General features: G+C 73.1%; 26 protein-coding genes and 1 pseudogene. 11 read left to right on the top strand and 16 right to left on the bottom strand.

What is annotated here, in order from left to right:
* Positions 1 to 65 precede the first annotated feature (65 nt).
* Positions 66 to 638: a TetR/AcrR family transcriptional regulator gene (locus FHX44_RS41160; RefSeq protein WP_147260694.1), complete on the top strand. Its 573-nt coding sequence runs from the start codon at positions 66 to 68 to the stop codon at positions 636 to 638.
* 6 nt (positions 639 to 644) lie between these two features.
* Here FHX44_RS41160 and FHX44_RS41155 read toward each other — a convergent pair whose 3' ends face one another.
* Entirely contained in the window at positions 645 to 1,370 is a 726-nt protein-coding gene (locus FHX44_RS41155; RefSeq protein ID WP_147260693.1) for an SDR family NAD(P)-dependent oxidoreductase, read from the bottom strand.
* A 71-nt stretch (positions 1,371 to 1,441) separates the two neighbouring features.
* Between FHX44_RS41155 and FHX44_RS41150 the strand changes: the two genes are divergently transcribed.
* The gene (locus FHX44_RS41150; RefSeq protein WP_147260692.1) at positions 1,442 to 1,933 is read left to right on the top strand and encodes a MarR family winged helix-turn-helix transcriptional regulator; all 492 of its coding nucleotides are present in this window, start codon (positions 1,442 to 1,444) and stop codon (positions 1,931 to 1,933) included.
* Between the two features lie 11 nt (positions 1,934 to 1,944).
* On the opposite strand, the gene FHX44_RS41145 is transcribed toward FHX44_RS41150, so the two are convergent.
* Positions 1,945 to 2,916 carry an alpha/beta fold hydrolase gene (locus tag FHX44_RS41145; RefSeq protein ID WP_147260691.1) on the bottom strand — a complete coding sequence of 324 codons (972 nt, stop codon included), beginning with the start codon at positions 2,914 to 2,916 and terminating at the stop codon, positions 1,945 to 1,947.
* Positions 2,917 to 2,952: 36 nt separating this feature from the next.
* Between FHX44_RS41145 and FHX44_RS41140 the strand changes: the two genes are divergently transcribed.
* Both FHX44_RS41140 and FHX44_RS41135 read left to right on the top strand, forming a co-directional pair.
* Positions 2,953 to 3,342, top strand: coding sequence for a hypothetical protein (locus FHX44_RS41140; protein WP_147260690.1), 390 nt, complete (start codon positions 2,953 to 2,955; stop codon positions 3,340 to 3,342).
* Between the two features lie 122 nt (positions 3,343 to 3,464).
* Complete coding sequence (locus tag FHX44_RS41135) at positions 3,465 to 3,851, top strand: VOC family protein (RefSeq protein WP_147260689.1); 387 nt, start codon at positions 3,465 to 3,467, stop codon at positions 3,849 to 3,851.
* Between the two features lie 67 nt (positions 3,852 to 3,918).
* On the opposite strand, the gene FHX44_RS41130 is transcribed toward FHX44_RS41135, so the two are convergent.
* The gene (locus FHX44_RS41130) at positions 3,919 to 4,179 is read right to left on the bottom strand and encodes a hypothetical protein (protein ID WP_147260688.1); all 261 of its coding nucleotides are present in this window, start codon (positions 4,177 to 4,179) and stop codon (positions 3,919 to 3,921) included.
* Between the two features lie 225 nt (positions 4,180 to 4,404).
* Positions 4,405 to 5,826 (bottom strand): type I glutamate--ammonia ligase, encoded by a 1,422-nt coding sequence (gene glnA / locus FHX44_RS41125; protein WP_147260687.1) that lies wholly within the window; start codon positions 5,824 to 5,826, stop codon positions 4,405 to 4,407.
* A gap of 219 nt (positions 5,827 to 6,045) precedes the next feature.
* On the opposite strand from glnA, the gene FHX44_RS41120 reads away from it, so the two are divergent.
* Entirely contained in the window at positions 6,046 to 6,504 is a 459-nt protein-coding gene (locus tag FHX44_RS41120) for an RDD family protein (protein WP_147260686.1), read from the top strand.
* Positions 6,505 to 6,508: 4 nt separating this feature from the next.
* On the opposite strand, the gene FHX44_RS41115 is transcribed toward FHX44_RS41120, so the two are convergent.
* Both FHX44_RS41115 and lipA read right to left on the bottom strand, forming a co-directional pair.
* Positions 6,509 to 7,240 carry a DUF4191 domain-containing protein gene (locus FHX44_RS41115; RefSeq protein ID WP_147260685.1) on the bottom strand — a complete coding sequence of 244 codons (732 nt, stop codon included), beginning with the start codon at positions 7,238 to 7,240 and terminating at the stop codon, positions 6,509 to 6,511.
* Between the two features lie 29 nt (positions 7,241 to 7,269).
* A complete protein-coding gene (gene lipA, locus FHX44_RS41110; RefSeq protein ID WP_147260684.1) occupies positions 7,270 to 8,271 on the bottom strand; it encodes a lipoyl synthase in 1,002 nt (333 codons plus the stop codon).
* A gap of 79 nt (positions 8,272 to 8,350) precedes the next feature.
* Between lipA and FHX44_RS41105 the strand changes: the two genes are divergently transcribed.
* Complete coding sequence (locus FHX44_RS41105; RefSeq protein WP_147260683.1) at positions 8,351 to 9,286, top strand: LLM class F420-dependent oxidoreductase; 936 nt, start codon at positions 8,351 to 8,353, stop codon at positions 9,284 to 9,286.
* 21 nt (positions 9,287 to 9,307) lie between these two features.
* Here FHX44_RS41105 and FHX44_RS41100 read toward each other — a convergent pair whose 3' ends face one another.
* Positions 9,308 to 9,778 carry an ArsR/SmtB family transcription factor gene (locus FHX44_RS41100; RefSeq protein WP_147260682.1) on the bottom strand — a complete coding sequence of 157 codons (471 nt, stop codon included), beginning with the start codon at positions 9,776 to 9,778 and terminating at the stop codon, positions 9,308 to 9,310.
* A gap of 64 nt (positions 9,779 to 9,842) precedes the next feature.
* On the opposite strand from FHX44_RS41100, the gene FHX44_RS41095 reads away from it, so the two are divergent.
* Entirely contained in the window at positions 9,843 to 10,037 is a 195-nt protein-coding gene (locus tag FHX44_RS41095) for a glycine zipper domain-containing protein (protein ID WP_147260681.1), read from the top strand.
* 17 nt (positions 10,038 to 10,054) lie between these two features.
* On the opposite strand, the gene lipB is transcribed toward FHX44_RS41095, so the two are convergent.
* From lipB to lpdA, 8 genes and pseudogenes are all read right to left on the bottom strand, one after another.
* Positions 10,055 to 10,795, bottom strand: coding sequence for a lipoyl(octanoyl) transferase LipB (gene lipB, locus FHX44_RS41090; RefSeq protein WP_212612895.1), 741 nt, complete (start codon positions 10,793 to 10,795; stop codon positions 10,055 to 10,057).
* Positions 10,796 to 10,800: 5 nt separating this feature from the next.
* Entirely contained in the window at positions 10,801 to 11,688 is an 888-nt protein-coding gene (locus FHX44_RS43995) for an FAD-dependent monooxygenase (protein WP_147260679.1), read from the bottom strand.
* Between the two features lie 205 nt (positions 11,689 to 11,893).
* Positions 11,894 to 12,310 (bottom strand): annotated as a pseudogene (locus tag FHX44_RS41080) (FAD-dependent monooxygenase); the annotation flags it as partial.
* 114 nt (positions 12,311 to 12,424) lie between these two features.
* Positions 12,425 to 13,033 (bottom strand): TetR/AcrR family transcriptional regulator, encoded by a 609-nt coding sequence (locus tag FHX44_RS41075; RefSeq protein WP_147260678.1) that lies wholly within the window; start codon positions 13,031 to 13,033, stop codon positions 12,425 to 12,427.
* A gap of 56 nt (positions 13,034 to 13,089) precedes the next feature.
* A complete protein-coding gene (locus FHX44_RS41070) occupies positions 13,090 to 13,983 on the bottom strand; it encodes a TIGR01777 family oxidoreductase (RefSeq protein ID WP_147260677.1) in 894 nt (297 codons plus the stop codon).
* A 50-nt stretch (positions 13,984 to 14,033) separates the two neighbouring features.
* Positions 14,034 to 14,516: a DinB family protein gene (locus tag FHX44_RS41065; RefSeq protein WP_147260676.1), complete on the bottom strand. Its 483-nt coding sequence runs from the start codon at positions 14,514 to 14,516 to the stop codon at positions 14,034 to 14,036.
* A gap of 63 nt (positions 14,517 to 14,579) precedes the next feature.
* Entirely contained in the window at positions 14,580 to 16,403 is a 1,824-nt protein-coding gene (gene sucB / locus FHX44_RS41060) for a 2-oxoglutarate dehydrogenase, E2 component, dihydrolipoamide succinyltransferase (protein ID WP_147260675.1), read from the bottom strand.
* 64 nt (positions 16,404 to 16,467) lie between these two features.
* Positions 16,468 to 17,850, bottom strand: coding sequence for a dihydrolipoyl dehydrogenase (gene lpdA / locus FHX44_RS41055; protein ID WP_147260674.1), 1,383 nt, complete (start codon positions 17,848 to 17,850; stop codon positions 16,468 to 16,470).
* A 155-nt stretch (positions 17,851 to 18,005) separates the two neighbouring features.
* Here lpdA and FHX44_RS41050 point away from each other — a divergent pair, with 155 nt between their 5' ends.
* Positions 18,006 to 18,353 (top strand): oxidoreductase, encoded by a 348-nt coding sequence (locus FHX44_RS41050; protein WP_147260673.1) that lies wholly within the window; start codon positions 18,006 to 18,008, stop codon positions 18,351 to 18,353.
* 922 nt (positions 18,354 to 19,275) lie between these two features.
* On the opposite strand, the gene FHX44_RS41045 is transcribed toward FHX44_RS41050, so the two are convergent.
* Positions 19,276 to 20,775 carry a leucyl aminopeptidase gene (locus FHX44_RS41045; protein ID WP_147260672.1) on the bottom strand — a complete coding sequence of 500 codons (1,500 nt, stop codon included), beginning with the start codon at positions 20,773 to 20,775 and terminating at the stop codon, positions 19,276 to 19,278.
* 94 nt (positions 20,776 to 20,869) lie between these two features.
* On the opposite strand from FHX44_RS41045, the gene FHX44_RS41040 reads away from it, so the two are divergent.
* From FHX44_RS41040 to FHX44_RS41030, 3 genes are all read left to right on the top strand, one after another.
* Positions 20,870 to 22,147, top strand: a complete 1,278-nt coding sequence (locus FHX44_RS41040; protein WP_246170874.1) for an APC family permease — start codon at positions 20,870 to 20,872, stop codon at positions 22,145 to 22,147.
* A 9-nt stretch (positions 22,148 to 22,156) separates the two neighbouring features.
* Positions 22,157 to 23,254, top strand: coding sequence for a glycine cleavage system aminomethyltransferase GcvT (gene gcvT, locus FHX44_RS41035; RefSeq protein ID WP_147260671.1), 1,098 nt, complete (start codon positions 22,157 to 22,159; stop codon positions 23,252 to 23,254).
* Between the two features lie 124 nt (positions 23,255 to 23,378).
* Positions 23,379 to 24,485 carry a branched-chain amino acid aminotransferase gene (locus tag FHX44_RS41030; RefSeq protein ID WP_147260670.1) on the top strand — a complete coding sequence of 369 codons (1,107 nt, stop codon included), beginning with the start codon at positions 23,379 to 23,381 and terminating at the stop codon, positions 24,483 to 24,485.
* Positions 24,486 to 24,568: the final 83 nt, after the last annotated feature.

Here is a 24,568-nt window from a genome sequence, read left to right as displayed (position 1 = left end):
GGGTCGCCGCCCCGGTTGCGCTCCCGCACCATACGGGGCAGCGCCCCGGTTACACTAGGGCCGACATGTCCAGTGACCGGGGCCTGCGAGCCGACGCCCGCCGCAATCGCGAGCGAGTCCTGCGGACCGCGCAGCGCCTGTTCGCCGAGGACGGTCTCGGCGTCTCGCTCGATGAGATCGCGCGCCGCGCGGGCGTCGGCCCCGGCACCGTCCACCGGCACTTCCCCACGAAGGAGGCGCTGTACCTCGCTGTCGCGATCGACGAGCTCGAGCGGCTGGTGGCGGAGGCGAGGGCGCTCGCCGCCGGCGACGATCCCGCGGCCCTCTTCACCCAGCTCTCCCGCATGATCGCGATGGGGGCCGAGAACGCGGCCGTGAAGAGCGCGCTCATCGCCGCCGAGTTCGACCTGCGCACCGCCGCGCCGGACGTCGCGGCAGACCTCGCCGGCCAGGTCGCGGACCTGCTCGATCGCGCGCACGCGGCAGGCGCCGTGCGCCCCGACGTCACCGTCGACGAGGTGATGGCGCTCGTCGCGGGCGCGTTCGCCGCGATCCGCCACGCGGACGCGGAGACGAGCAGCGAGCGTTCGGCGCATCTCGCCGAGATCATCCTCGACGGGCTGCGGGCCCGGCCCTGACGGCGGTCACCGGCCGAGGTGCATCCCGCCGCTCACGTGGAGCACCTGGCCGGTGAGGTGCGATGCCTGTGGCGAGGCCACGAACGCGATGAGCGCGGCGACCTCGTCGGCCCGCCCGAGCCTGCCGTCGGCGCTGCGGCTCTCCGCGAAGGCGCGGCGCTGCGGCGGGAAGTCCGCCCCGCCGAAGAACCCCGTGCCTTCCGTCGGTCCGGGTGACACCACGTTCGCCGTGATCCCGCGCTCGCCGAGCTGGAAGGCCAGCTCGCTGGTCCACGGTTCGAGCGCGGCCTTGACCGCGCCGTAGCTGCCGCCGCCCGAGCGGGCGGTGACCGAACCGAGGTTGACGATCCGGCCGCCGTCGGCGATCCGGGGGAGCAGGGCGGTGGTGACGAGCACCGCCGTGAGCACGTTCGCCTCGAAGTTGGCCAGCCACGAGGCGCGGGTGGCGGCGAGCTCGTCGGCCGACCGCTCTGCCGCCAGATCGGTGTTGGCGCCGGCGGCGTTCACCAGCACGTCGATCGAACCGGGCAGCTGCGGCAGGGCGGCGGTGACGGCGGCCGGGTCGGCGGCGTCGAAGGCCACCGCCTTCGCGCCGATCTCGGCCGCGGCCACCGCGAGGACGTCTCGCCTTCGTCCGATGATCGCGACCTCGGTGCCTTCCCGGACGAGGTGCTCGGCCACCGCCCGTCCGATGCCCGTCGCGCCTCCGGTGACCACTGCGGTCCTGGTCATGATCCTCCTCTTTAGGTCTAAAGACCGTGTTGTGGCGACGGTAGCAAATCTTTAGAGCTAAAGTCTGAGGGGTGGGCCACGACGACCGCGACGCGGTGGACGACATCGCCGACCAGTGGGCGCGCGAACGCCCGGACGTGCCCGTCACGGCGATCGGCGTCGTGGCGCGCGTCCTGCGCATCGCGAAGGCGTTCGCCGACCACCGCAGGCGCACCCTCGCAGCGCTGGGCATCGACAGCGCCACGTTCGACCTGCTCGCCACGCTGCGGCGGTCGGGGGCGCCGTTCCGCATGACCCCCGCCGCGCTCGCGCAGGCGTGCCTCGTGACGGGCGGCGCGATCAGCCAGCGGGTGGCGCGCGCCGAGGCCGCCGGCTTCGTGGAGACGCGGCGCACGGCGGGAGGGCACACCGCGTCGGTCGAGCTGACGCCCGCGGGCCGCGAACGGATCGATCGGGACATCGCGGAGTTCCTCACGGCCGAGGAACGGCTCGTCGCGCACCTCGCCCCCGACGAGCGCGACGAGCTCGCCCGGCTGCTGCGGGCCCTGAACGCCGGTCTGTGACGACGTGCCGGTCAGGTGGTGACGCTGCCGGCGAACCCGACGATCGCGGCGCTGACCTCCTCCGGCCGTTCCTGCTGGGTCCAGTGCCCGCAGTCGGGCAGGAGGGTGACACCGCGCAGGTCGGGGAGCGTGTGTCGCAGCGAGTCGACGAGGGCGTCGGGTGGCACACCGGCGATCACGAGGTCCTGCTCACCGGCCAGGAACAGGGCGGGCCTGGTGACCGGCGTCTCGTGCCAGGCCGCGGTGAGCTCCCAGTTGCGATCGATGTTGCGGTACCAGTTGAGCCCGCCGGTGAAGCCGCGGCCGCGGTACTCGGCGACGTAGGTGTCGAGGTCCTGCTCGGTGAGCCACGCCGGGAGGTCGTCCGGCTCGGGCAGGAAGCCCAGGAACCCTCCGCCCGGCTCGACGACCGGCCGCGGCGGCGGCGTTCCGCCCGACGTGACCGAGAGCAGCCTGCGGAACGTCGCGCGCGGATCGGCCGCCAGCTCGGCGTCCGCCACGCCGGGGGTCTGGAAGTGGAGCATGTAGTACCCGGGCCCGAAGCGGCGGGCGAAGGCCTCGGTGGGGCGGGCCGAGCCGCGCGGACGGAACGGCACCGACAACCCGACGACGCCGTGCACGCGGTCGGGGCGCAGCAACGCGGTGTGCCAGGCGACCGGGCCGCCCCAGTCGTGCCCGACGACGACGGCCCGCTCCGCGCCGAGGACGTCCAGCACGCCGACCGCGTCGCCCACCAGGTGGAGGATCGTGTAGTCCTCGATCGCCGCGGGCGCGTCGGTGCGCGCGTAGCCGCGCTGGTCGGGGGCGACGGCGCGGAACCCGGCCGCCGCGAGTGCCGTCAGCTGGTGGCGCCAGGAGTACCAGCACTCCGGGAACCCGTGCAGCAGCAGGACGACGGGCCCGTCCTCCGGCCCGGCCTCGGCCAGGTGCATCCGCAGCCCGTTCACGTCGACGAACCGGTGTCCGATCGCGGTGGCGTCCATGTACGTGAACGTACGGGTGCCGCTAGCGTCGGGCAGGTGGACAGCGTCGTTCCCGAACCGCGGGTCCTGGTGATCGGGCTCGACCCGTACCGGGTGCCCGGGCCGTGGGACCCCACACCCGTTGCCGAGGGGATCGCCGCCGGGATGGCCCGTTTCGCCGAGGCCGGGGTCGGCGTCGAGAGCTGCCTGTTCGGGCTCGACGGCAGCGACGACATCGAGGCGGTCGTCACCGAGGCGCTCGACCGACGGCCGTGGGAGGTGGTGGTCGTCGGCGGTGGCGTGCGCAGGGCCGATGACCGGCTCGACCTGTTCGAACGCATCATCAACCTCGTGCGCCGGCACGCACCCGATGCCGCGATCGCCTTCAACAGCACGCCGGAGGGCACCTTCGACGCCGCGGCACGGTGGCTGCGCCCACCGGGATGAGCCCGGCGAAACCCGGTCGGGGGACCGATCAGGAATCGAGAAGCGCCGACGCCGGCGGCCGCCCTAGCGTGCCGGGATGCGAGGTTCTCGCACATCCGACCGCATCCACACGGGAGATGACCGTGTCAGTGCAGGTGAGCGCCATCATGCTCGGCGTCGAGGACGTGGACCGCGCCAAGAGGTTCTACGCAGACGGCCTGGGTTGCGAGATCGACCAGGACTTCCCGGGGTTCGTCAGGTGCAGCCTCGGCGACGGGTCGTCGAAGCTGGCGCTCTACGAATGGGACGCAGCGGCGCAGGATGCGGGCGTCTCGCCGGAGGGGTCCGGGTTCCGCGGCGTCTCGTTCCACTTCTTCACCGACACGAGGGACGAGGTGGACGAGGTCATGCGCAAGGCGGTGGCGGCCGGGGGCACCGCGGTGAAGGAGGCGGCCGCCGTGCAGTGGGGGTACTACGGCTACTTCAGCGACCCGGACGGCTACCTGTGGAAGGTCACCACCGCAGCCTGACGACCCTCCGGCACGACGAAGACCGGCCTCCCCGTGCGAGGACGGGGCCGGGGCCTCCGTCGGGCGGTCACGAAGCGCTGGCCGGTTCCGGCTCCGGCTGACCGCCTTCGCGCGCCGCTCCCTCCTGAGTCCGGATCATCTGCGCCATCGCCTCGAGCCTGTCCGCCGCCGCCGCACCGCCGCACGTCAACGAGGCGAGCAGGCCGCCGAGCAGACCGGCCCGGTCGGCCACGATCCGGACCCGACCCACTTCGACGACGAGACCCAACAGGTCGAGACGCAGCCCGTCCGGGATGTCGAGGATCACGCACTCCACCGGTGCCGTCATTCTCCGCCCCCTTCGGCTCGCTGGGCGTTTCCTGAACTCGGGAGGGAGAGAAGCGTAGTGACCGGGCCTCCCCAGCGAAAGCAGCAGTCCCGAGCGATCCGCACGACGAAGGCCCGGCCGCCCCCGTCCGAGGACGGGAACACCGGGCCTTCGTCGTCTGACGGCCTGCTGACGGCCTGATCACGCTGCCTGGACCCGTCGCTGCAGGTCAGGCAGGACTACCGATCAGACGTCGTAGTACAGGGCGAACTCGTACGGGTGCGGGCGCAGCCGCAGCGGGTCGATCTCGTTCTCCCGCTTGTACGAGATCCAGGTCTCGATCAGGTCGGGGGTGAACACGCCTCCCTCGAGCAGGTAGTCGTGGTCCTCCTCGAGCCGGTCGATGACGGCGCCGAGGCTGCCGGGCACCTGCGGGATGTCCTTGGCCTCCTCCGGCGGGAGCTCGTAGAGGTCCTTGTCGATCGGGGCCGGCGGCTCGATCTTGTTCTTGATGCCGTCGAGGCCGGCCATGACCATCGCGGAGAACGCGAGGTACGGGTTGCCGGACGAGTCGGGGCAGCGGAACTCGATGCGCTTGGCCTTGGGGCTGCTGCCCGAGAGCGGGATGCGGATGCAGGCCGAGCGGTTGCGGGCCGAGTAGACCAGGTTCACCGGGGCCTCGAAGCCCGGCACCAGGCGGTGGTAGGAGTTCACCGTCGGGTTGGTGAAGGCCAGCAGGCTCGGCGCGTGGTGCAGCAGGCCCCCGACGTAGTAGCGCGCGATGTCGGACAGGCCGCCGTAGCCGGACTCGTCGTGGAAGAGCGGCTGGCCGTCCTTCCAGAGCGACTGGTGGACGTGCATGCCCGAGCCGTTGTCGCCGAACAGCGGCTTCGGCATGAAGGTGGCCGTCTTGCCGTTCGCCCACGCCGTGTTCTTGACGAGGTACTTGAACAGCATGATGTCGTCGGCGGCGTGGAGCAGGGTGTTGAACTTGTAGTTGATCTCGGCCTGCCCGGCGGTGCCCACCTCGTGGTGCTCGCGCTCCACGGTGAAGCCGCTGGCGATCATGTTGCTGACGATGTCGGCGCGCAGGTCGGCGTAGTGGTCGACCGGCGGCACCGGGAAGTAGCCGGCCTTGTAGTTGATCTTGTAGCCGAGGTTGCCGCCCTGCTCCTCGCGCCCGGTGTTCCACCAGCCCTCGACGGAGTCGATGTGGTGGAAGGACTCCTGCGGGTTGGAGCCGAAGCGGATCGAGTCGAAGATGTAGAACTCGGCCTCGGGCGCCATGAACGCGGTGTCCGCCACGCCGGAGGCGCGCAGGTACTCCTCGGCCTTGCGGGCCACGTTGCGCGGGTCGCGGCTGTAGGGCTCGCCCGTGATCGGGTCGTGCACGAAGAAGTTGATGTTCAGCGTCTTGTGCTTGCGGAACGGGTCGAGCCGGGCCGTGGCGGCGTCGGCGAAGAGCGCCATGTCGGACTCGTTGATCGCCTGGAAGCCGCGGACGGACGAGCCGTCGAAGGCCGCGCCGTTCTCGAGCAGGTCACCGGCCGTGGACGCGGGGACGGTGAGGTGCTGCATCACTCCGGGGAGGTCGCAGAACCTGATGTCGACGTACTCGACACCCTCGTCCGAGATGTACTTCAGGACCTCTTCGGAGTTGCTGAACACCCACTGACTCCTTCATGCGACACGCTGGTCGGGTAGAACTGCCTTCGTCGGCGGCGACGCTATGGGTGCCGTGTTGCCCGGTGGTCACTCGTTCGTTTCGCAGACGTTAACGGACTCGACCGGCGGGCCGGTCCTCGTCACAGAATCCTCACCCGTCCGGCAGCGGCGGTGCCGGCTCCGCGGGCCGCCGCCTCCCCGGCTGCGCATAGGCTGGACCGCATGGCGCGCTGGATCGAGTCCTGGCTGCCCGGCGCTCCTGCGGAGGCGGGCGGCCCGTACCCGGGGGAGCGGCTGGGCCTGCCCGCCGAGGGCGCGAGCTCGGTGGCGGGGCTGGGACGCCGGTTCGCCGCGCTCGCGATCGACTGGCTCCTGGCGTACGGGATCGCGGCCCTGCTCGCCGGGCCCGGCGCGTTCGGCGACCCGAACCTCGGGTGGTCGGTGCTCGGGATCTGGTACGTGCTCACCGCGGTGCCGGTGGCCGTGTTCGGCGCGAGCGCGGGGATGACCGCGCTCGGCATCCGGGTGGCCTCGCTGGACTCGGCCGCGGTCGTCGGCGTGCCGCGAGCACTCCTGCGCACGGCCATGATCGCGCTCGTGCTGCCGGCGCTGGCCCGCGACGAGGACGGCCGCGGCTGGCACGACCGCGCAACGCGCACGGTGGTCGTCCGCAGCCGGTGACCTCTCAGCGGCGGCGGACGGTGCGCTGCACGCTGCGCATCTTCGCGCCGGCGGGCAGGGGGCCCTTCGGCATGGCCGCCGCGCGCGAGCCGAGGGCGGCCAGGCGCGCCTCCATCGACTCCATCTCCTGGCGGCTGATGTTGCGCGGCAGCTTCATGAGGTGGCGCTGCAGCTTGGCGAGCGGCACCTGGCCCTCGTCGTTGCCGACGATCACGTCGTAGATCGGCATGGTGCCCGCGATGCGGGCAGTGCGCTTCTTCTCCTGCGCGAGCAGGCTCTTCACCCGGTGCGGGGCGCCCTCGGCGACGAGGATGATCCCGGGCCGGCCGATGACCCGGTGGACGGCGTCGAGGTGGGTGGTGCCGGCGACGCCGGGGGTGACCCGCCACTGTCCGCGCAGGTTGTCCAGGGCCCAGCCCGCGGCGCCCGGCTGCCCGTCGGCCTTGCTGTAGACGTTGCGCTGGACCCGCCGCCCGAAGAGGCTGACGGCCGCCAGCACGCCGACCGCGATGCCGAGCGGCAGCAGGATCCAGTGCAGGTCGAAGAACAGCCCGATCACGAAGAAGACCGCCACCGAGAGCAGCAGCGCGCCCACCATGAGGGGCAGCAACGCCTTGTCCTCGCGGCGCTGCATCTGGAACGCCTGCCAGATCTGCTTGTAGCGCGCCCTGGACGCCGCACGCCGCGCGCGCTTGGCAGCCTGCTTCGCTTCCTTGTCGGGCTTCCCACCGGCCATGTGACGAGGATACGGGGTGGCGCCGGGCGTCAGCGCGCCAGCAGTGAGCTCGCCTCCTGGGCCGCGGGGCCCTCGGCCGCCAGGTGGGCCAGTTCGGGGGAGAGCTCCTCGCCGCGGTGCGCCACGGTCTGGGCGTAGAGCCGCCCGGCCCGGTAGGACGAGCGCACCAGCGGCCCGGCCATCACGCCGGCGAAGCCGATCTCCTCGGCCACCTTCGAGTGCTCGACGAACTCCTCGGGCTTGACCCACCGCTCCACCGGGTGGTGGCGCACCGACGGGCGCAGGTACTGCGTGATCGTGATGATCTCGCAGCCGGCCTCGTGCAGGTCGTGCAGCGCGGCGGTGACCTCGTCCGGCGTCTCGCCCATGCCCAGGATCAGGTTCGACTTGGTGACCAGCCCCGCCGACCGGGCCTTCGTGATGACCTCGAGGGAGCGCTCGTAGCGGAACGCGGGCCGGATCCGCTTGAAGATCCGCGGCACCGTCTCCAGGTTGTGCGCGAGCACCTCGGGGCGGGAGCCGAACACCTCGGCGAGCTGGTCGTCGCGCGAGTTGAAGTCGGGGATCAACAGCTCGACGCCGGTGCCCGGGTTGAGCTTGTGGATCTGGCGCACGGTCTCGGCGTAGAGCCACGCACCGCCGTCCTCCAAGTCGTCACGGGCGACGCCGGTGACCGTGGAGTAGCGCAGTCCCATGGTGCGCACGGACTCGGCGACGCGCCGCGGCTCGTCGCGGTCGAGGTCGGCGGGCTTGCCGGTGTCGATCTGGCAGAAGTCGCAACGGCGGGTGCACTGCTCGCCGCCGATGAGGAACGTGGCCTCCCGGTCCTCCCAGCACTCGTAGATGTTGGGACAGCCGGCCTCCTCGCACACCGTGTGCAGCCCGCCGGAGCGCACGAGCGACTTGAGCTCGGTGTAGTGCGGGCCGGTGCGGGCCTTCGTCCGGATCCACGGCGGCTTGCGCTCGATCGGGGTCTCGCTGTTGCGGACCTCCAGGCGCAGGAGCTTGCGACCCTCGGGTGCGATCGTCACGGCCCCAGGCTACGCCCCGGCCTCGCGCCGACCGGAGGTTGCACGCAGGCAGCAAACCGGGCGGGTCTAGGTTCGCAGGGTGGACCTGCGGATCTTCACCGAGCCCCAGCAGGGGGCCAGCTACGACGACCTGCTGCGCGTCGCCACCACCGCCGAGGCTGCGGGCTACGACGCGTTCTTCCGCTCCGACCACTTCCTGAAGATGGGCGACGTCTCCGGGGAACCGGGCCCGACGGACGCCTGGCTCACGATCGCCGGGCTGGCGCGCGAGACGTCGCGGATCCGGCTCGGCACGCTCGTGAACTCGGCCACCTTCCGGCTGCCCGGGCCGCTCGCCGTGGCCGTGGCGCAGGCCGACCAGATGTCGGGCGGCCGCGTGGAGCTGGGGTTGGGTGCCGGCTGGTTCGAGGCCGAGCACGCCGCGTACGGCATCCCGTTCCCGGGCCTGCGCGAGCGGTTCGACCGGCTCGCCGAACAGCTCGAGATCATCACGGGGCTGTGGGGCACCTTGCCCGGCGACCTGTACTCGTTCTCCGGCGGGCACTACACCCTCACCGACTCGCCCGCGCTGCCCAAGCCCGTGCAGCAGCCGCACCCGCCGGTGATCGTCGGCGGGCACGGCCCGAAGCGCACGCCCGCGCTCGCGGCCCGGTTCGCCAGCGAGTTCAACGTCGGGTTCTCGCCGATGGACGTCGTGACGGCGCAGTTCGGGCGGGTCGACGCGGCCTGCCAGGCGATCGGGCGCGACCCGTCCGAGATCGTGCGCTCGGTCGCACAGGTGATCGCCGTGGGCCGCGACGACGCCGAGGTGGCGCGCCGGGCGCTGACGATCGGGCGCGAGGTGGACGACCTGCGCGCCAACGGGCTCGCAGGCACCACGTCCGAGGTGGTCGACCGGCTGGGGGAGTGGCGGGAGAAGACGGGCATCACCCGCATCTACCTGCAGCTGCTCGACCTCGCCGACCTCGACCAGGTGGAGCTCATCGCCTCGCAGGTCGCGCCGCAGCTCGACTGAGCCGGCTCGACCGCGGCAGCTCTAGCGCAGCTGGCCCGCCACGTCCGCGGCCGCGGTGAGCAGCACGAGCACGGGCACCACCGCGCGGGCGTTCACGCGGTACGAACCGCGGCCGTCCTGCTCGACCAGGCCGCTGTGGGTGAGCGTGCGCAGGTGGTGGTAGAGCTGGCCGGTCGAGGCCAGCTCGGCCGCCTCCTGCAGCGCGGAGGTGCTGCGCGGGCCGTCGGCCAGCAGGCTGCGGACGATCCGGGCCCGTGCCGGGTGTCCGAGCGCGGCCAGCACGGCCACGCGCGGTTCGTCGGCCAGGTCGAGCGCCGTGGCGGCGTCGAGAGCGATCTCCCACGTGACGTCGCCGTGCAGGTGCACCTCACCCGCGTAGCGGACGGTGCCGGTCCCCGGCTCGCTGCGGGTCGGTGCGCCCGCCCCCTCCAGCGCGGCGACGCGGCGCTCGAGCTCGGCGAGCCGCTCCGGCACGTCGCGGTCGTCGGTCATCCGATCAGCATGCCATCCGCCACCGCTTCTCCGTAATTACGGATTTCCGGTACGGTCGGGCGGCATGGGACGCAACGGGTGGATCGATGCGAGCTCCTTGGCGCTGGGCCTGCCGCTCGGGGTCGCGATCGGGCTCATGATGGACAACCTGGCATTCGGGATCCCGATCGGGATCGCCTTCGGGATCGCGTTCGCGGCGGGCAAGGGCCGCGAGCGCGGGGGTGAGGACGGCCGCGCCCCGGACGACCGGGGCGCCTGATCACCGCAAGTTCCCGACTACTGCAGCGCCGGGTGCAGGCGCAGGTCGAGCCCGGCCGGAGCGGCGGCGCGCGGCACGGCGTGCTCGGCCACCGGCAGCGTGCCGTCGAGGACCGCCTCGACGGCCGCGCCCGCAACGTCGACGATCTCGGACACCGGCACCGGCCTGCCCAGCTCGGCTGCCAGTGACGTGACGCCCGCGTCGGTGATGCCGCACGGCACGATCCGGTCGTACGCGGTGAGGTCGGGTTCGCAGTTGAGGGCGAAACCGTGCAGGGTGACCCCGCCCTGCACGCGCACGCCGATGGCGGCGATCTTGCGTTCGGGCCTGCGGTCGCCGGCGGGCAGCCAGACTCCGCTGCGCCCGTCCACGCGACCCGCGGTCGGGATCCCGGCGTCGTGCACCACCCGGATGAGGGCCTCCTCGAGGCGCCGCACGAAGTCGACGACGTCGAGCGGCTCGGCCAGCCCGATGATCGGGTAGCCGACGAGCTGCCCTGGTCCGTGCCAGGTGATCCGCCCGCCGCGGTCGACGTCCACGACGGGGGTGCCGTCGGTGGGGCGGTCCTCGGGCCGGGTGCGCTTGCCCGCCGTGTAGACCGAGGGGTGCTCCAGCAGCATCAGCACGTCAGGGCCGGTGCCGGCGCGGCGGGCGTCGGCGTTGGCGCGCTGGACGTCCCACGCGGTGCGGTACTCGACGGTGCCGAGGCGGTCGATCCGCAGGGGTTCGGTGCTGCGGCGGCAGGAGCGGGTCACCATGCCGGTCACGCTACCCCCGCCGTGGAGAAGGCCGGCGCGCCGAACCACGCGCGCAGGGCCCGTCGCAGCCCCTCCGCATCGCGTTCACCTGCCCACGCGACGTACCCGTCGGGGCGCAGGAGCAGGGCGTCGGCGGGCGGGTCGGGGGTCGTGGCGGCCACGATGTCGACGCGGTCGGTCCACCCGTGCGCCGCGGCTGTCAGATCCGCCCGTCCCGCCAGGTCGAGCAGGACCGGGCGGGCGGCTCTCTGCAGCTCGGCCACCCGTGTGTCCCGGCCGTCGACGCTCAGCGGCAGGTCCGGTGCCCAGCGGCCGGTGAGCGGGTGGGTCGGGCCGTCGAGCCGGGTCGGGTACACCAGGTCGGCGCCCGCCATGAGGTCTGCGACGCGGCGCAGGGTGGTGGTGTCATCCAGCAGCTCCGTGAGCAGCGACCGCAGTGCCGTGGTGTTCGCGCCCGGGGCCAGCAGCGCGCTCTGGGCGCGGGTGTGCATGATCACCCGCTCCCCGGCGGGGCGGCGCTCGCTCTCGTAGGTGTCGAGCAGGTCGCCCGGCGCCCAGCCCTGCACGGTGGCGGCGAGCTTCCAGCCCAGGTTCAGCACGTCCTGCATGCCCAGGTTGAGGCCAGGCCCTCCGACGGCGCTGTGCACGTGGGCCGCGTCGCCGACCAGGAACACGCGGCCGGACCGGTAGCGGTCGGCCTGCCGGGAGTTGACCCCCACTCGCCGCCGCAGGTGGTGGGGCCGCCCGCCCGGAGGCGGCGTCAGGGGGAGCTCCGTGCCGAGTACCCGGTGCAGGGCGGCGGCCAGCTCCTCGAGGGGGATGTCGTCGCTGTCCTCGACGCCGGTCTCGCCCCACTCGAACGCGCTCACGCGGTAGTGGCCGGGCTCGAACATCCCGTATGCGATAGAGCCCGGACTCGGTGCGCAGGAACGACGCCGGGGCCAGGCGGCCGATGCCGGGCACGTCCAGCTCGCCGGTCGCCGACGCGGCCACGGGGGCGGTGATGCCGACGTGGCCCGCTCGGGAGACGAACCCGTCGTCGGTGATCCCGGGGAACCCGATGCCGAGCTGCTTGCGGATGCCGCTCGTACCGCCGTCGGCTGCGACCAGGTAGCGGGCGTCGAGCCGGTAGGGACCGTCCGGGCCGAGCACGTCGACCGTGACGGTGGCGGCGGTCTGGCGGACCGCGGTGACCTCGTGCCCCCGCCGGATGCCGACGCCGAAGGCGGCGGCCCGCTCCGCGAGCAGCTCCTCCATCCGCCGCTGCGGGATGGGCAGGGCGTGGACGGAGTGGCCGGGGAGGCGGGTGAGGTCCAGCGGGAGTGCCCCGAACATGAAGGTGGGCGCGGGCAGCGGCGGCCCGTCCTGGCCGCTGAACTGCTGGTAGAGGCCCCGCCGGTCGAGAGCCTCCACGACCCGGCCCACCAGGCCGTTCGCCTTGGGTTGGGCGGACGGTTCCGGCAGGCGTTCCAGCACCACCGCGTCGGCCCCGGCGAGCGCGAGCTCGCCCGCCATCAGCAAGCCGTTGGGACCGGCGCCGACCATCACGACGTCGTACGACATGAGCCCTCCTCGGGGCAGGACGGTTCGGCGTCCCGCCGACGCGGGACGCTCGGTCGGGATGTGGATCTAGGTGCGCGGGTCCGGCAGGCCGGCCGCTAACTGGCGCAGTGCGTCGTCGAGCAGGGAGGCGAGCGCGACCGGCGGATCGGCGCGCAGCCACTGCTCGCTGGCGACGTGGACGGCCGTCCCGACCGCGGCGGCGACCAGCCGCGGGTACATGTCCCGGTCGGGATCGGTGCCGGTCCGCTCCGCCACGGCCGCCGCGAGCTCGCGTTCGGCCGCTGCGGCCGCCTTCACGAACTCGCCGCGCAGTTCGGGCTGCTCGATCAGCAGCCGCACGCCGGCGGTCCATGCGGACGGAGGGCCGGGTTCGGCAGGGCCGGGAGTCCCGAACACCGCTCGGACGGCATCGGTGAGCGCCGTCCAGATCGGATCGGTGGTGGGGCGGGTGCGCAGCTGCTCGGCGATCCTGGTGAAGCGGTCGAGGTGCCGCCACACGATGGCTTCGTACTTGCTGGCGAAGTAGTTGTTGAACGTGCGCGGGGAGACGCCGGCCTCGGCGGCGATCTCGTCCACGGTGACGCCGGCCAGGCCGCGCTCGACGGCCATGCGGAGCGCGGCCCAGCTGAGTGCGGCACGGGTCTCCTGCTTCTTGCGTTCGCGCAGCCCGGCCATGGAACGAGGCTAGCGAAAAACCTGCGCGCCACGCAAGTTTGCGCGCTGCGCAGGTTTCAGGGACGCTCGACCGCAGCCTGGAGTGCCTCGCGGACCGTCAGGTGCCGGAAGGGGTAGCCGCGCTTCTGCAGCACCGCCGGCACGGCGAACGGGCCGGTGAGCACGAGCTCCTCGGCGAGCTGCCCCAGCACCCCGCGCAGCACGGCCCCCGGCACGACGAACGCCGCGGGGCGGTGCAGCACCTCGGCGAACGCCGAGGTGAACTGGGCGTTCGTGGCGGGCTCCGGGCCGGCGAGGTTCACCGGCCCCGCCACCTCGTCGTGCTCCAGCAGGAACCGCATCGCCCCGACCTCGTCGTCGAGTGAGATCCAGGGGAACGCCTGGCGACCGGTGCCGATCCGGGCGCCGAGCATCAGCGAGAACAGCGGTCGCAGCCGTCCCAGTAGTCCGCCGTGCGGGGCCAGCACGCCGGCCGAGCGCATCAGCACCACGCGGGAACCGGCCGCGGCCGCCGGTGCGGTCGCGGCTTCCCAGTCGCGGCACACCTCGGCGAGGAACCCGCTGCCGGACGGGGCCGTCTCGTCCACGACGCGGGAGCCGGTGTCGCCGTAGAAGTGCACCCCCGACGCGCTGAGCAGCGTCGGAACCCGGTGCCGCGCGACCGCCGTCGCGAGCACCTCGGTGGGGACGTTGCGGCTGTCGCGCAGCAGCTGCTTGCGCGCCCCGCTCCACGGCCGGTCACCGATGCCGGCGCCGCCCAGGTTGACCACGGCGTCCACGCCGTCGAACGTGCCGTCGTCGATGCGGCCGGCGGGCGGGTCCCACCCGCGTTCGTCCGGTGCGGCGGGCGCCCGCCGGACGAGCCGCAGGACCTCGTGCCCCGCGTGCCGGAGGTCGGCGACGAGGGCGGTACCGATGAGGCCGGACGAACCGGCGACGACGACACGCACGGCGGAGATCCTCTCCGAAGCCGGCCGGGATTGCGACCGGTGGCCGTGGGTCAGCGGGGGCCGAGGCCCGTCTTCCCGTCGATCAGCTCGCGTCCGATGTCGAGGTGACCGGCATGGCGGGCCGTCTCCTCGATCATGTGCAGCACGATCCGGCGCGCATCGACGAACTCGTCGGCGTCCGGGCCGTCGTGGCGGCCGACCGCGGGCGTGGTGAGGGGCGTCGTGGCGAGGATGGCGTCGGATCGCCGGCACTGGTCGCGGTAGAACGCGAAGACCACCGATGGCGGGCGCGGCGTGTTCAGCGGGGTGTGGTCGTCGTCCGGCCAGGACAGCGGTTCGGCCGACCCGGTGAGGACCTCCTGGAACCAGTGCCGCTCGGCGTATTCGAGGTGCTCGACCATGCCGAGCGGGGTCCAGCCCAGCGGCGGGACCTTGCCGGTGAGGGCGGCGTCGTCGAGTCCGTCGATGATCGCCAGCACGCTGGCTCGCTGCGCGGCCAGGAACCCGAGCAGCGCGCCCTTCTTGCCTTCCACCCGACCACTCCGCCGTCGTGGGTGGATACGCGTGCAGGGCACGCGTATCCACCCACGACCTCCTTACAGGCCCAGGTCGGTCTCGAAGGCGCCTTCCTCGAGGCGGGCCTTGATCGCGCTCACGAACCGCCCTGCGTCGGCACCGTCGACGATCCGGTGGTCGTAGGTGAGCGGCAGGTAGCAGACCGAGCGGATGGCGATGACGTCGTCACCATCGGGGCCGGTCACGACCGTGGGCTGCTTGGTGATCTTGCCCGTGCCGAGGATGGCGACCTGCGGCTGGTTGATGATCGGCGTGTCGAACAGCGCGCCCGCGCTGCCGATGTTGGTGATCGTGAACGTGCCGCCGGACAGCTCGTCGGGGCCGATCTTGGCGTCGCGGGTGCGCTGCGCGACGTCGGCGATCTTGCGGGCCAGCCCGGAGATGTTGAGGTCCTCGGCGTTCTTGATCACGGGCACGAGCAGGCCGCGGGGGGTGTCCACCGCGATGGCCAGGTGCACGGCCCCGTGGTAGGTGACCTCCTTGGTCTCCTCGTTGATCGACGAGTTGACCTGCGGGAACGCCTTGAGCGCCTCGACGGTGGCCTTCGCGAAGAACGGCAGGAACGTCAACTTGACGCCCTCGCGCCGCTCGAACTCGGCCTTGGCGCGGGCCCGCAACGCGGCGATGCGCGTGACGTCGACCTCCTGCACCGTGGTGAGCTGTGCGGAGACCCGCAGCGACTCGGTCATGCGCTGGGCGATGAGCTGGCGCAGGCGCGGCATCTTCACCGTGGTGCCCGGCTCCGGGGCGCCCGCCGCCGGTCGTGGCACCTGGCGCGCGGGCGCGCCGGACGGGGCCGGTGCCGACGGTGCCGCGGCCGGCGCGGCCGCGGGGGCGGCAGCGGGCTCCGGGGCGGGCTTCTTCGCCTCGGCCGCGGCCAGCACGTCCTGCTTGCGGATGCGGCCGCCGACGCCGGTGCCGCTGATCGTGGACAGGTCCACGTCGTGTTCGGCGGCGAGCTTGCGCACCAACGGCGTGACGTACGGTGCTCCGCCGCGCGCGCCGTCGTCCTGGGGCTCCTCCGGCTGTGGGCGTTCGGCGGCGGCCTCGGGCGCGGCCGCGGCGCCGTCGTCGGACGGGCGCTCCTCGGCCTGCGGTGCCTGCGGCTCCGGCTTGCGGTCCGGCTCGGGCTCGGGGGCCGGTTCGGGCTCGGGCGCCGGTTCCGGCTCGGCGGCCGAGGCCTGCTGGCCGCCTGCCGCGGGCTCGCCGATGACGGCGAGCTGCGCGCCCACGTCGACCGTCTCGTCCTCGTTCGCCGTGACCTCCAGCAGCGTGCCGGCAACGGGGGAGGGGATCTCGGTGTCGACCTTGTCGGTGGACACCTCGAGCAGCGGCTCGTCGACCTCGACGCGGTCGCCGACCTGCTTGAGCCACCGCGTGACGGTGCCCTCGGTGACGCTCTCGCCGAGCTCGGGCATCCGCACCGCGGTGCCCTCGCCGGCAGGCGCGGTGGCAGCCTGCGGCGCAGGGGCGGGCTCGTCCCGGTCGGAGGGGGCCTCTGCGGGTGCCTGCGGCTCCTCGGCCTCTGCCACCTCCTCGGAGGGCGCGTCGACGGTGGGCTCCACCGTCTCGACGTCGCCGCCGGAGTCGCCGGCAGGCGCCTCGTCGGCGTCGCCGATCACGGCGAGCTCGCCGCCGACCTCGACGGTCTCGTCCTCGCCCGCGACGATGCGCTGCAGGACGCCTGCGGCGGGCGAGGGGATCTCGGTGTCGACCTTGTCGGTGGACACCTCGAGCAGCGGCTCGTCGACTTCGACCCGGTCGCCCTCCTGCTTGAGCCACCGGGTGACGGTGCCCTCGGTGACACTCTCACCGAGGGCGGGCATCTGGACGGAGAAGGCCATTTCGGGTCGGAGCTCCTCTTTCTGCGGTTCGGGGGATCGGGGCCGGGCCGTGCGGCTCAGCAGATCAACTGTGGCTGTGCAGCGGCTTTCCGGCGAGCGCGAGGTGCGCTTCCCCGAACGCCTCGTTCTGGGTGGGATGGGCGTGCACGAGCGCGGCGACGTCCTCGGCCTGGGCGTCCCAGTTGTAGACGAGCTGGGCCTCGCCGATGAGCTCGCCGACACGGGCGCCGACCATGTGGATCCCGACGACCGGGCCCGGCGTGCCCTCACCGCCTGCCTTGACCAGCTTGATCGCGCCCTGGGTCTGCAGGATCTGGCTCTTGCCGTTGCCGGCGAGGTCGTAGACGAGCGTCTGGATGTCGCCGTGCTTCTCCCGTGCCTGCGCCTCGGTGAGCCCGACCGACGCGACCTCGGGCTCGCAGTAGGTGACGCGCGGGATCCCGGCCTCGTCGATCGGCGCCGGGGCGAGCCCCGCGATCTCCTCGGCGACGAAGATGCCCTGCTGGAAGCCGCGGTGGGCGAGCTGGAGGCCGGGGACGATGTCACCGAGGGCGTACACGTTCTGCAGGTTCGTGCGCAGCCGGTCGTCGGCGAGCACGAACCCGCGCTCAATGGCGATGCCGGCCTCCTCGTAGCCGTGGCCCGCGGTGTTCGGGCCCCGGCCGACGGCGACGAGCAGCACGTCGGCCTCGATCTCCTCGCCGGACTCCAGCGAGACGGTGACGGACTCCTCGGTCTGCTTGGCGCCGGTGAACTTCACGCCCGTCTTGAACGCGATCTTGCGGCGGCGGAACGCGCGCTCGAGCTGCTTGGAGGAGAACTCGTCCTCGGCGGGTACCAGGCGCGGCAGCGCCTCGACGATGGTGACCTCGGCGCCGAAGCTGCGGAACACCGACGCGAACTCGACGCCGATCACGCCGCCGCCGAGCACCACCACCCGGTTGGGCACGGAGTCGAGGTGGATGGCCTCGTTGCTGGTGATGATCCGGCCGCCGATGTCGAGCCCGGGGAGCGACTTGGCGTAGCTGCCGGTGGCGAGCACCACGTTCCGGCCGACGTAACGATCATCACCGACGACCACGGCGTTGGGGCCCTCGAACCGCCCCGTGCCCTCCACGAGGTTGATCTTGCGGGACTTCACGAGACCCTGCAGTCCCTTGTAGAGCCGGGCGACGACGCCGTCCTTGTAGCCGTTGACGCCGGCCATGTCGATGCCGGCGAGGGAGCTCTTCACACCGATCTTGTCGCCCTCGCGGGCGGCGTCGGCCACCTCCGCGGCGTGCAGCAGCGCCTTGGTGGGGATGCAGCCGTAGTGCAGGCAGGTGCCGCCCAGCTTGTCGCGCTCCACCAGCACCACGGACATGCCCAGCTCGGCGGCGCGCAGCGCGGCGGCGTAGCCGCCCGAACCCCCGCCGAGAACGACCAGGTCCGCGTTGTGCTCGGGCACGTGAGTACTCCCTACCGATCGGCTGCCACGGATGTGGACGCGGCATGTCACGCCGCCGCAGCCATCTTGTCATCCGCCGGTGCCGGGCGCGGCGCCTGGTGGCCCGGGAGCGAATCACCGGCATCATGCGTTGAGCCGAACGGGAGGTGGGTCGGATGGGCCTGCTGGCAAGGCTGACGAAGGGTCGGATCGGCTCGCGCGGACCGTCCGCGACGGACGGGCTAGCGCACCTGCGCGCCTGGGCCGCGGCGCACGAGGGCGTCGAGGGGTTCGTCGAACCACGGACCACGGTCACCGAGACCACGCTGCTGCTGGTCGACAAGCACGGCGCCTGGACGAGGCGGCGCGTCGCCGACCCCGCCGCGGCCCGCAAGTTCGCCCGCTCGCTCGCGATGCCCGTCTACGACGTGCAGCTGGTGGGCTACCCGCAGCGGATGCGCGACCACGACGCCCGCGAACGCATCCGCCGCAAACGGGCCGGCCAGGCCGACCTCGAGCCCTGAGCCGCGAGTCCGACAAACCGACGCGGCGAGTCCGGCGAATCGACGCGGCGAGTCCGACAAACCGGCGCGGCGAGTCTGGCGAATCGACGCGGCGAGTCTGGCGAATCGACGCGGCGAGTCTGGCGAATCGACGCGGCGAGTCCGACAAACCGGCACGGCGAGTCCGGCGATCGGGTGGCCTTCGGTGGCGCCGCGCATTGTGCGGGGCCGCCCCTCAGAGCTCAAGGGCGCTTCGCGTCGCTTCGCGATCGCTGCGCGACCCTTGACCTCTGAGCCTCTGCGGCCCCTCCGGGCAAGCTACGCGGGCAGGCCGGGGGCCTGCCCGGTCGGCGCGCGGCGCCACCGAAGGCGGTGTGCGCGGACATGATCGAGGCTTCGGCGCCTCAACGGCCGAATCCAGCCGCGAAGGCGCCGGAACAGCGATCAAGGCTCCGTGACACCTCGATGATCGGCGATTCGGTGCACCCACGGCTGTCCGAGCCGCAGCGAGCGCACCGAACCGGCGATCTTGCGCTGGGCGAGGACGACCACCGGCTACGACGGCCATGATCGTCACGAGATGCACATCAGGGTCCCCGCCGGGGCGGTGGTGTGCTGCTCGGACTGATCTCCGCAGCTCACGCACCCATTCTCGGCTCACACAACCCGTCGACAGGTCGCGCGGGCCGACAGGGGGTGCGCGAGCGCACACCACGTGCGCGACGGGCACGGAGATCCACCCTCACGTGCCCGTGACACCGGCCTGCTGGCGGCGCCGCGCGTCACGACGGGCAGGCCCCGGCCTACCCGCCCCGCACGATGCGCGGCGCCGTCAGCAGGCCCTCACCTACAGGCAGTCGCCTCAGGTGAGCGGGGACGCCCGACTCGCCGTGTCGGGACGCCCGACTCGCCGTGTCGGGACGTCGGACTCGCCGGGGTGGGGTCAGCCGTTCTTCGCGATGTCGGTCAGCAGGGCGTGGAGGGTGCGGACGGGCACGCCGGTGCCACCCTTCGTCACGTAGCCGTACGGGCCTCCGGTGTGGAAGCTCGGGCCCGCGATGTCGATGTGGGCCCACTGCAGGCCGTCGGGCACGAACTCGCGCAGGAACGTGCCGGCCACGAGCATGCCGCCCCACCGGCTGCCGGTGACGTTCGCGATGTCGGCGATCCGGGAGTCCAGGTCACCCCGCATGTGCTCCGGCAGCGGCATCGCCCAGCCGTCCTCGCCGGTGGCGCGGGCGTGGGCGGCCACGCGGTCGCGGAGGTCGTCGCTGCCCATCACGCCGGCCGTGCGCATCCCGAGCGCCACCTGCTGGGCGCCGGTGAGCGTGGAGGTCTCCACCAGGTAGTCCGGCTCGTCCTCGGCGGCGCGCACGATCGCGTCGGCGAGGATGAGCCGGCCCTCGGCGTCGGTGTTGAGCACCTCGACGGTCTTGCCGCCGTACATCCGCAGCACGTCGCCGGGCCGGTAGGCGGTGGCGCTCGGCATGTTCTCGGCCATCGGCACGGTGGCGGTGACGGCCACCGGGAGCTGCAGCTGCGCCGCGAGCACCGTGGTGGCGATCACGGCGGCGGCGCCGCTCATGTCCGAGGTCATGTGGTCCATGTTCGCGGCGGGCTTGATCGAGATGCCGCCCGTGTCGAACGTGATGCCCTTGCCGATGAGCGCGACCTTCGCACGCGGCTCGGATCCGCCCGCGTACCGCAGCCGGACGAGGCGGGGCTTGCGGGACGACCCGCCGCCCACGCCCAACACGCCGCCGAAGCCGCCTTCTGCGAGGGCCTCGTCGTCGAGCACCTCGACCTCGACGCCCGCGGCCTCGGCGAGCTCCTTCGCGCGGGCGGCGAACGTCTCGGGGTAGAGGTCGTTGGGTGGGGTGTTGACCAGGTTGCGGGCGGTGCGCACGGCGCAGGCCACCGCGGTGGCGGTGCGCAGGACCTCCTCCTGCCCGTCCTCGGCGAGGAGCCCGACGCTGCCGACGGGTGTGCGGCCGCCGCCGTTCGAGCGGTACGCGGTGAAGGTGTAAGCGCCCAGCAGCGTGCCCTCCGCCGCAGCGCCGAGGTCGAGCCGCCCGAGCGTGCTGACGGCGCGCTCGGTGCCGGCCAGCGCGCGGGCCGCGGACCCGGAGGCGCGCCGCACCTGTTCGGCGTGCGGCTCCCCGCCCTCGTCCGGCGCGCCGAGCCCGACGCCGACCAGCAGCGGCGCCGTGATCGCCCCGCGGGTGGGCAGCTTCACCACCTCGTCGGCCTTGCCGGTGGCCCCGAGCACGGCGAGCAGGTCGACGAGCTCGGCCTCGCCGCCGAAGGCCTCGGCGACCTCGGTCGCGCCCGGCGCGAGGCGCGGGCGTTCCTCCCCCTCCGCCGCGGGCAGCAGGCCGATGACCACGGCGTCGACGTCGGCGGTGACGGGCGAGCCGTCCGCGATGTGCAGGTCGGTGGACACGCGTGGGGGTCCTCTCGGGAGAAGGGGGGCGAGACCGGTTCGAAATGCTAATGACACCCGCGTGCCGTAGGACCGGGCAGGCCCGGGTGCAAGGGTGGACGCCGTGTCTTCGAGCCTGCAGCGCCGACTGGGTACGGCCGACGCCACGGTGCTCGGTCTGGCCGCGATGCTCGGCACCGGTGTGTTCGCGGTCTGGGCGCCCGCCGCGGCCGCTGCGGGGCCGTGGCTGCTGCTCGCCGTCCTGCTCGCGGCGATCGTCGCGACCTGCAACGCCGCCTCCACCGCCGACCTCGCCGTCGCCCACCCGGAGAGCGGTGGCGGGTACGTCTACGGCCGGGAGCGGCTCGCCCCGGGCGCGGGGCGGCTCGCCGGCGTGGCGTTCCTGGTCGGGAAGACGTCGTCGGCGGCCGCGGCGGCCGGGGTCTTCGGCAGCTACGTCCTCCCGTCGCAGCCGCTGCCGGCGGCCGTGCTGGTGATCGTCGCCGCCACCGTGCTGAACATCTCGGGGGTGCGCTGGACGGCGCGAGGGGCGTACGCCCTGGTCGGGGGCACCCTCGCCGTGCTCATGGTCGTCGTGGTGATCGGGCTGCTCGGTCCCGACCCCGCTGCCGTCAGCGCACTGGCCAACCCGGACGCCGAAGCGGTGCGCGGTCCCGGGGGCGGCGTCGGTGTGCTCACCGCGGCCGCGCTCGTCTTCTTCGCGTTCGCGGGGTACGCGCGCATCGCGACGCTCGGCGAGGAGGTGCGCGATCCCCGCCGCACGATCCGCCGCGCCGTCGCGCTGGCGCTGGGCATCACGCTGCTGACCTACCTGCTCGTGGCGGCGGCCCTGCTGGTCGGGCTCGGCCCTGACCGGCTCGCCACCGAGGCCACGCCGCTCGTCACCGTGGTCGACGCGGGCGAGACGGGCGCGCTCGGCGTGCTCGTCCGCGCCGGGGCGGCCGTGGCGGCAGGTTCGGCGCTGCTGTCCGTGCTGGTCGGGCTGAGCCGCACCGCGCTGGCCATGGCGCGGCGCCGGGAGCTGCCGGGCGGACTCGCCGCGATCTCCTCACGCGGCACGCCGTGGCGCGCCGACCTCACCGGCGGCCTCGTCACGATCGGTGTCGCGGCGCTCGCAGGCCCGGTCGCGGCGATCGCGCTCTCGGCCTGCTCGGTTCTCATCTACTACGCCGTGATCAACCTCGCCGCGCTGCGGCTGTCCCCCGACGAGCGCAGCTGGCCGCGCTGGACGTCCGGGCTCGGCCTGCTGCTGTGCGTCGGCCTGGCCGTGCTGCTGCCCACCCGGCAGGTGGTGATCACGGCCGTCGCGCTCGCCGTCGCGTGGACGCTCTGCACGCTGCTCGGTCGCGGCAGGGCACCCGCGTCCGGGTAGGTTCGCCGCGTGGCCGACCTCCTCACCAGCCCGCTGCACGACCGGCACATCGCGCTCGGCGCCACCCTCGGCGCGTTCGGGGGCTGGTCGATGCCACTGGCCTACCCGGCAGGCACGGTGGCCGAGCACACCAGCGTGCGCGAGGCCGTGGGCGTGTTCGACGTGAGCCACCTCGGCAAGCTCGCGATCACCGGGCCGGGCGCCGCGGAGTTCGTGAACCGCTGCTTCACGGCCGACCTCGGGAAGATCGGGCCGGGGAAGGCGCAGTACACGTTGTGCTGCACCGAGACCGGCGGCGTGGTCGACGACATCATCGTCTACCTCGTCGGACCCGACGAGGTACTGGCAGTGCCGAACGCCGCCAACGCGGCCCGCGTCGCCGAGCTCCTGCGAGCGGCGGCCCCAGAGGGCGTGAGCATCAGCGACCGGCACCGGGACCTCGCCGTGCTCGCCGTGCAGGGGCCGAGGGCCGCCGAGGCGCTCGTCACCGTCCTGCCGGGCGCGGCCGATCTCGCCGGCATGGACTACATGGCGTTCGCCGACGTCGCCGGTCTTCGCGTGTGCCGCACCGGCTACACGGGGGAGCGCGGTTACGAGCTGCTGGTGCCTGCCGACGACGCGCTCCGCGTCTGGGACGACCTGCTCGCCGCGGCCGAGCCGCTGGGCGGTGGCCCCGCGGGCCTGGGCGCCCGCGACACCCTGCGCACCGAGATGGGCTACCCCCTGCACGGGCAGGACCTCTCCGAGGACATCACGCCGGTGCAGGCCGGTAGCGGGTGGGCCGTCGGCTGGTCCAAGCCGGAGTTCTGGGGACGGAAGGCGCTGCTCGCGGAGAAGGAGGCCGGGCCGTCGCGGCGGTTGCGCGGGCTGCGGGCCACCGGGCGCGGCGTCCCACGTGCCGGCATGGCGGTCCTCGCGGAGGGCGAGCAGGTCGGCACCACCACCTCCGGCACGTTCTCCCCGACCCTGAAGACGGGCATCGCGCTCGCCCTGATCGACACCGCGTCGGGCGTCGGCCCGGACGACCAGCTGAGCGTCGACGTCCGCGGCCGAGCACTCGACTGCACGGTGGTCAAGCCCCCGTTCGTCCCCTCCCACGTGCGCTGACCCGGCGACCCGCGGAGGCCGGATGCCCCCCGCCCGCGAGTCGCGCCCTGGGGTCCCCGCGAGTCGGGGTCCGATGGCGATGGTCGGACGTCCGACCGTTGTGCCGCCTAGTACCGTCTGCGGTATGAGCGAGCAGTTCTCCCGCACCCCGAACCCTTCACCGGTGCCGGCAGCCCGGCGTGCGGAGCTGGTCGCTGATCCCGGGTTCGGCCGGTACTTCACCGACCACATGGTCACCATCCGCTGGACCACCGGTGTGGGCTGGCACGATCCCGCCGTGGTGCCGTACGGCCCGCTCAGCCTCGACCCGGCCACGATGGTGCTGCACTACGGCCAGGAGATCTTCGAGGGGCTCAAGGCCTACCGGCAGCCGGACGGGTCGATCGCGACCTTCCGCCCGGAGGCCAACGCGGCCCGTTTCCGGGCGTCGGCTGCGCGGATGGCGATGGCCGAGCTGCCCGACGACCTGTTCCTCGCCTCGCTCGAGGAGCTCGTGGGCATCGACCGCGAGTGGGTGCCGCCGGCAGGCGGCGAGGACTCGCTGTACCTGCGGCCGTTCATGATCGCCACCGAGGTCGGGCTCGGGGTGCGCCCGGCCGCGGAGTACCTCTACGCGCTGATCGCCTCGCCGGCAGGCCCGTACTTCCCGGGGGCGATCAAGCCCGTCGACGTGTGGCTGTCCACCGACTACACGCGCGCGGCCCTCGGCGGCACCGGCACCGCGAAGTGCGGCGGGAACTACGCGGCCTCGCTGCTGCCGCAGGCTCAGGGTGCCCAGCACGGGTGCGCCCAGGTCGCCTACCTCGACGCGGAGGAGCGGCGGTGGATCGACGAGATGGGGTCGAACAACCTGTTCTTCGTGTTCGGCTCCGGCGACGACGTCGAGGTGGTCACGCCCTCCCTGACCGGCAGCATCCTCGCCGGCGTCACCCGCGACTCGCTGCTGGTGCTGGCCAAGGAGCTGGGGTGCCAGGTCACCGAGCGGCGCGTCTCGGGCGAGGAGTGGCTCGAGGGTGCCGCCGACGGGCGGATCAGCGAGGTCTTCGGCTGCGGCACGGCCGCGGTGATCACCCCGATCGGCCGCGTGAAGCACAACGAGGGTGAAGTCGTGATCGGTGGCGGCCAGCCCGGCCCGATCACCATGAAGCTGCGCAAGCTGCTGACGGAGATCCAGCGCGGCGTGGCACCCGACACGCACAGCTGGATGCGCAGCCTGGTCCCGGCCGGCTGATCCGTCACGGCGCTCGGCGCCCGGATGATCGATCCCACCGGCGCACCACCGCTCTGGCCCGCAGGCCGCCGTACTTCTCACGG

The sequence above is a fragment of the Pseudonocardia hierapolitana genome (assembly GCF_007994075.1).
GTDB lineage: Bacteria > Actinomycetota > Actinomycetes > Mycobacteriales > Pseudonocardiaceae > Pseudonocardia > Pseudonocardia hierapolitana.
The sequence above is the reverse complement of the archived record's forward strand: the minus strand, read 5'-3'. Positions and strand labels throughout refer to the sequence as shown.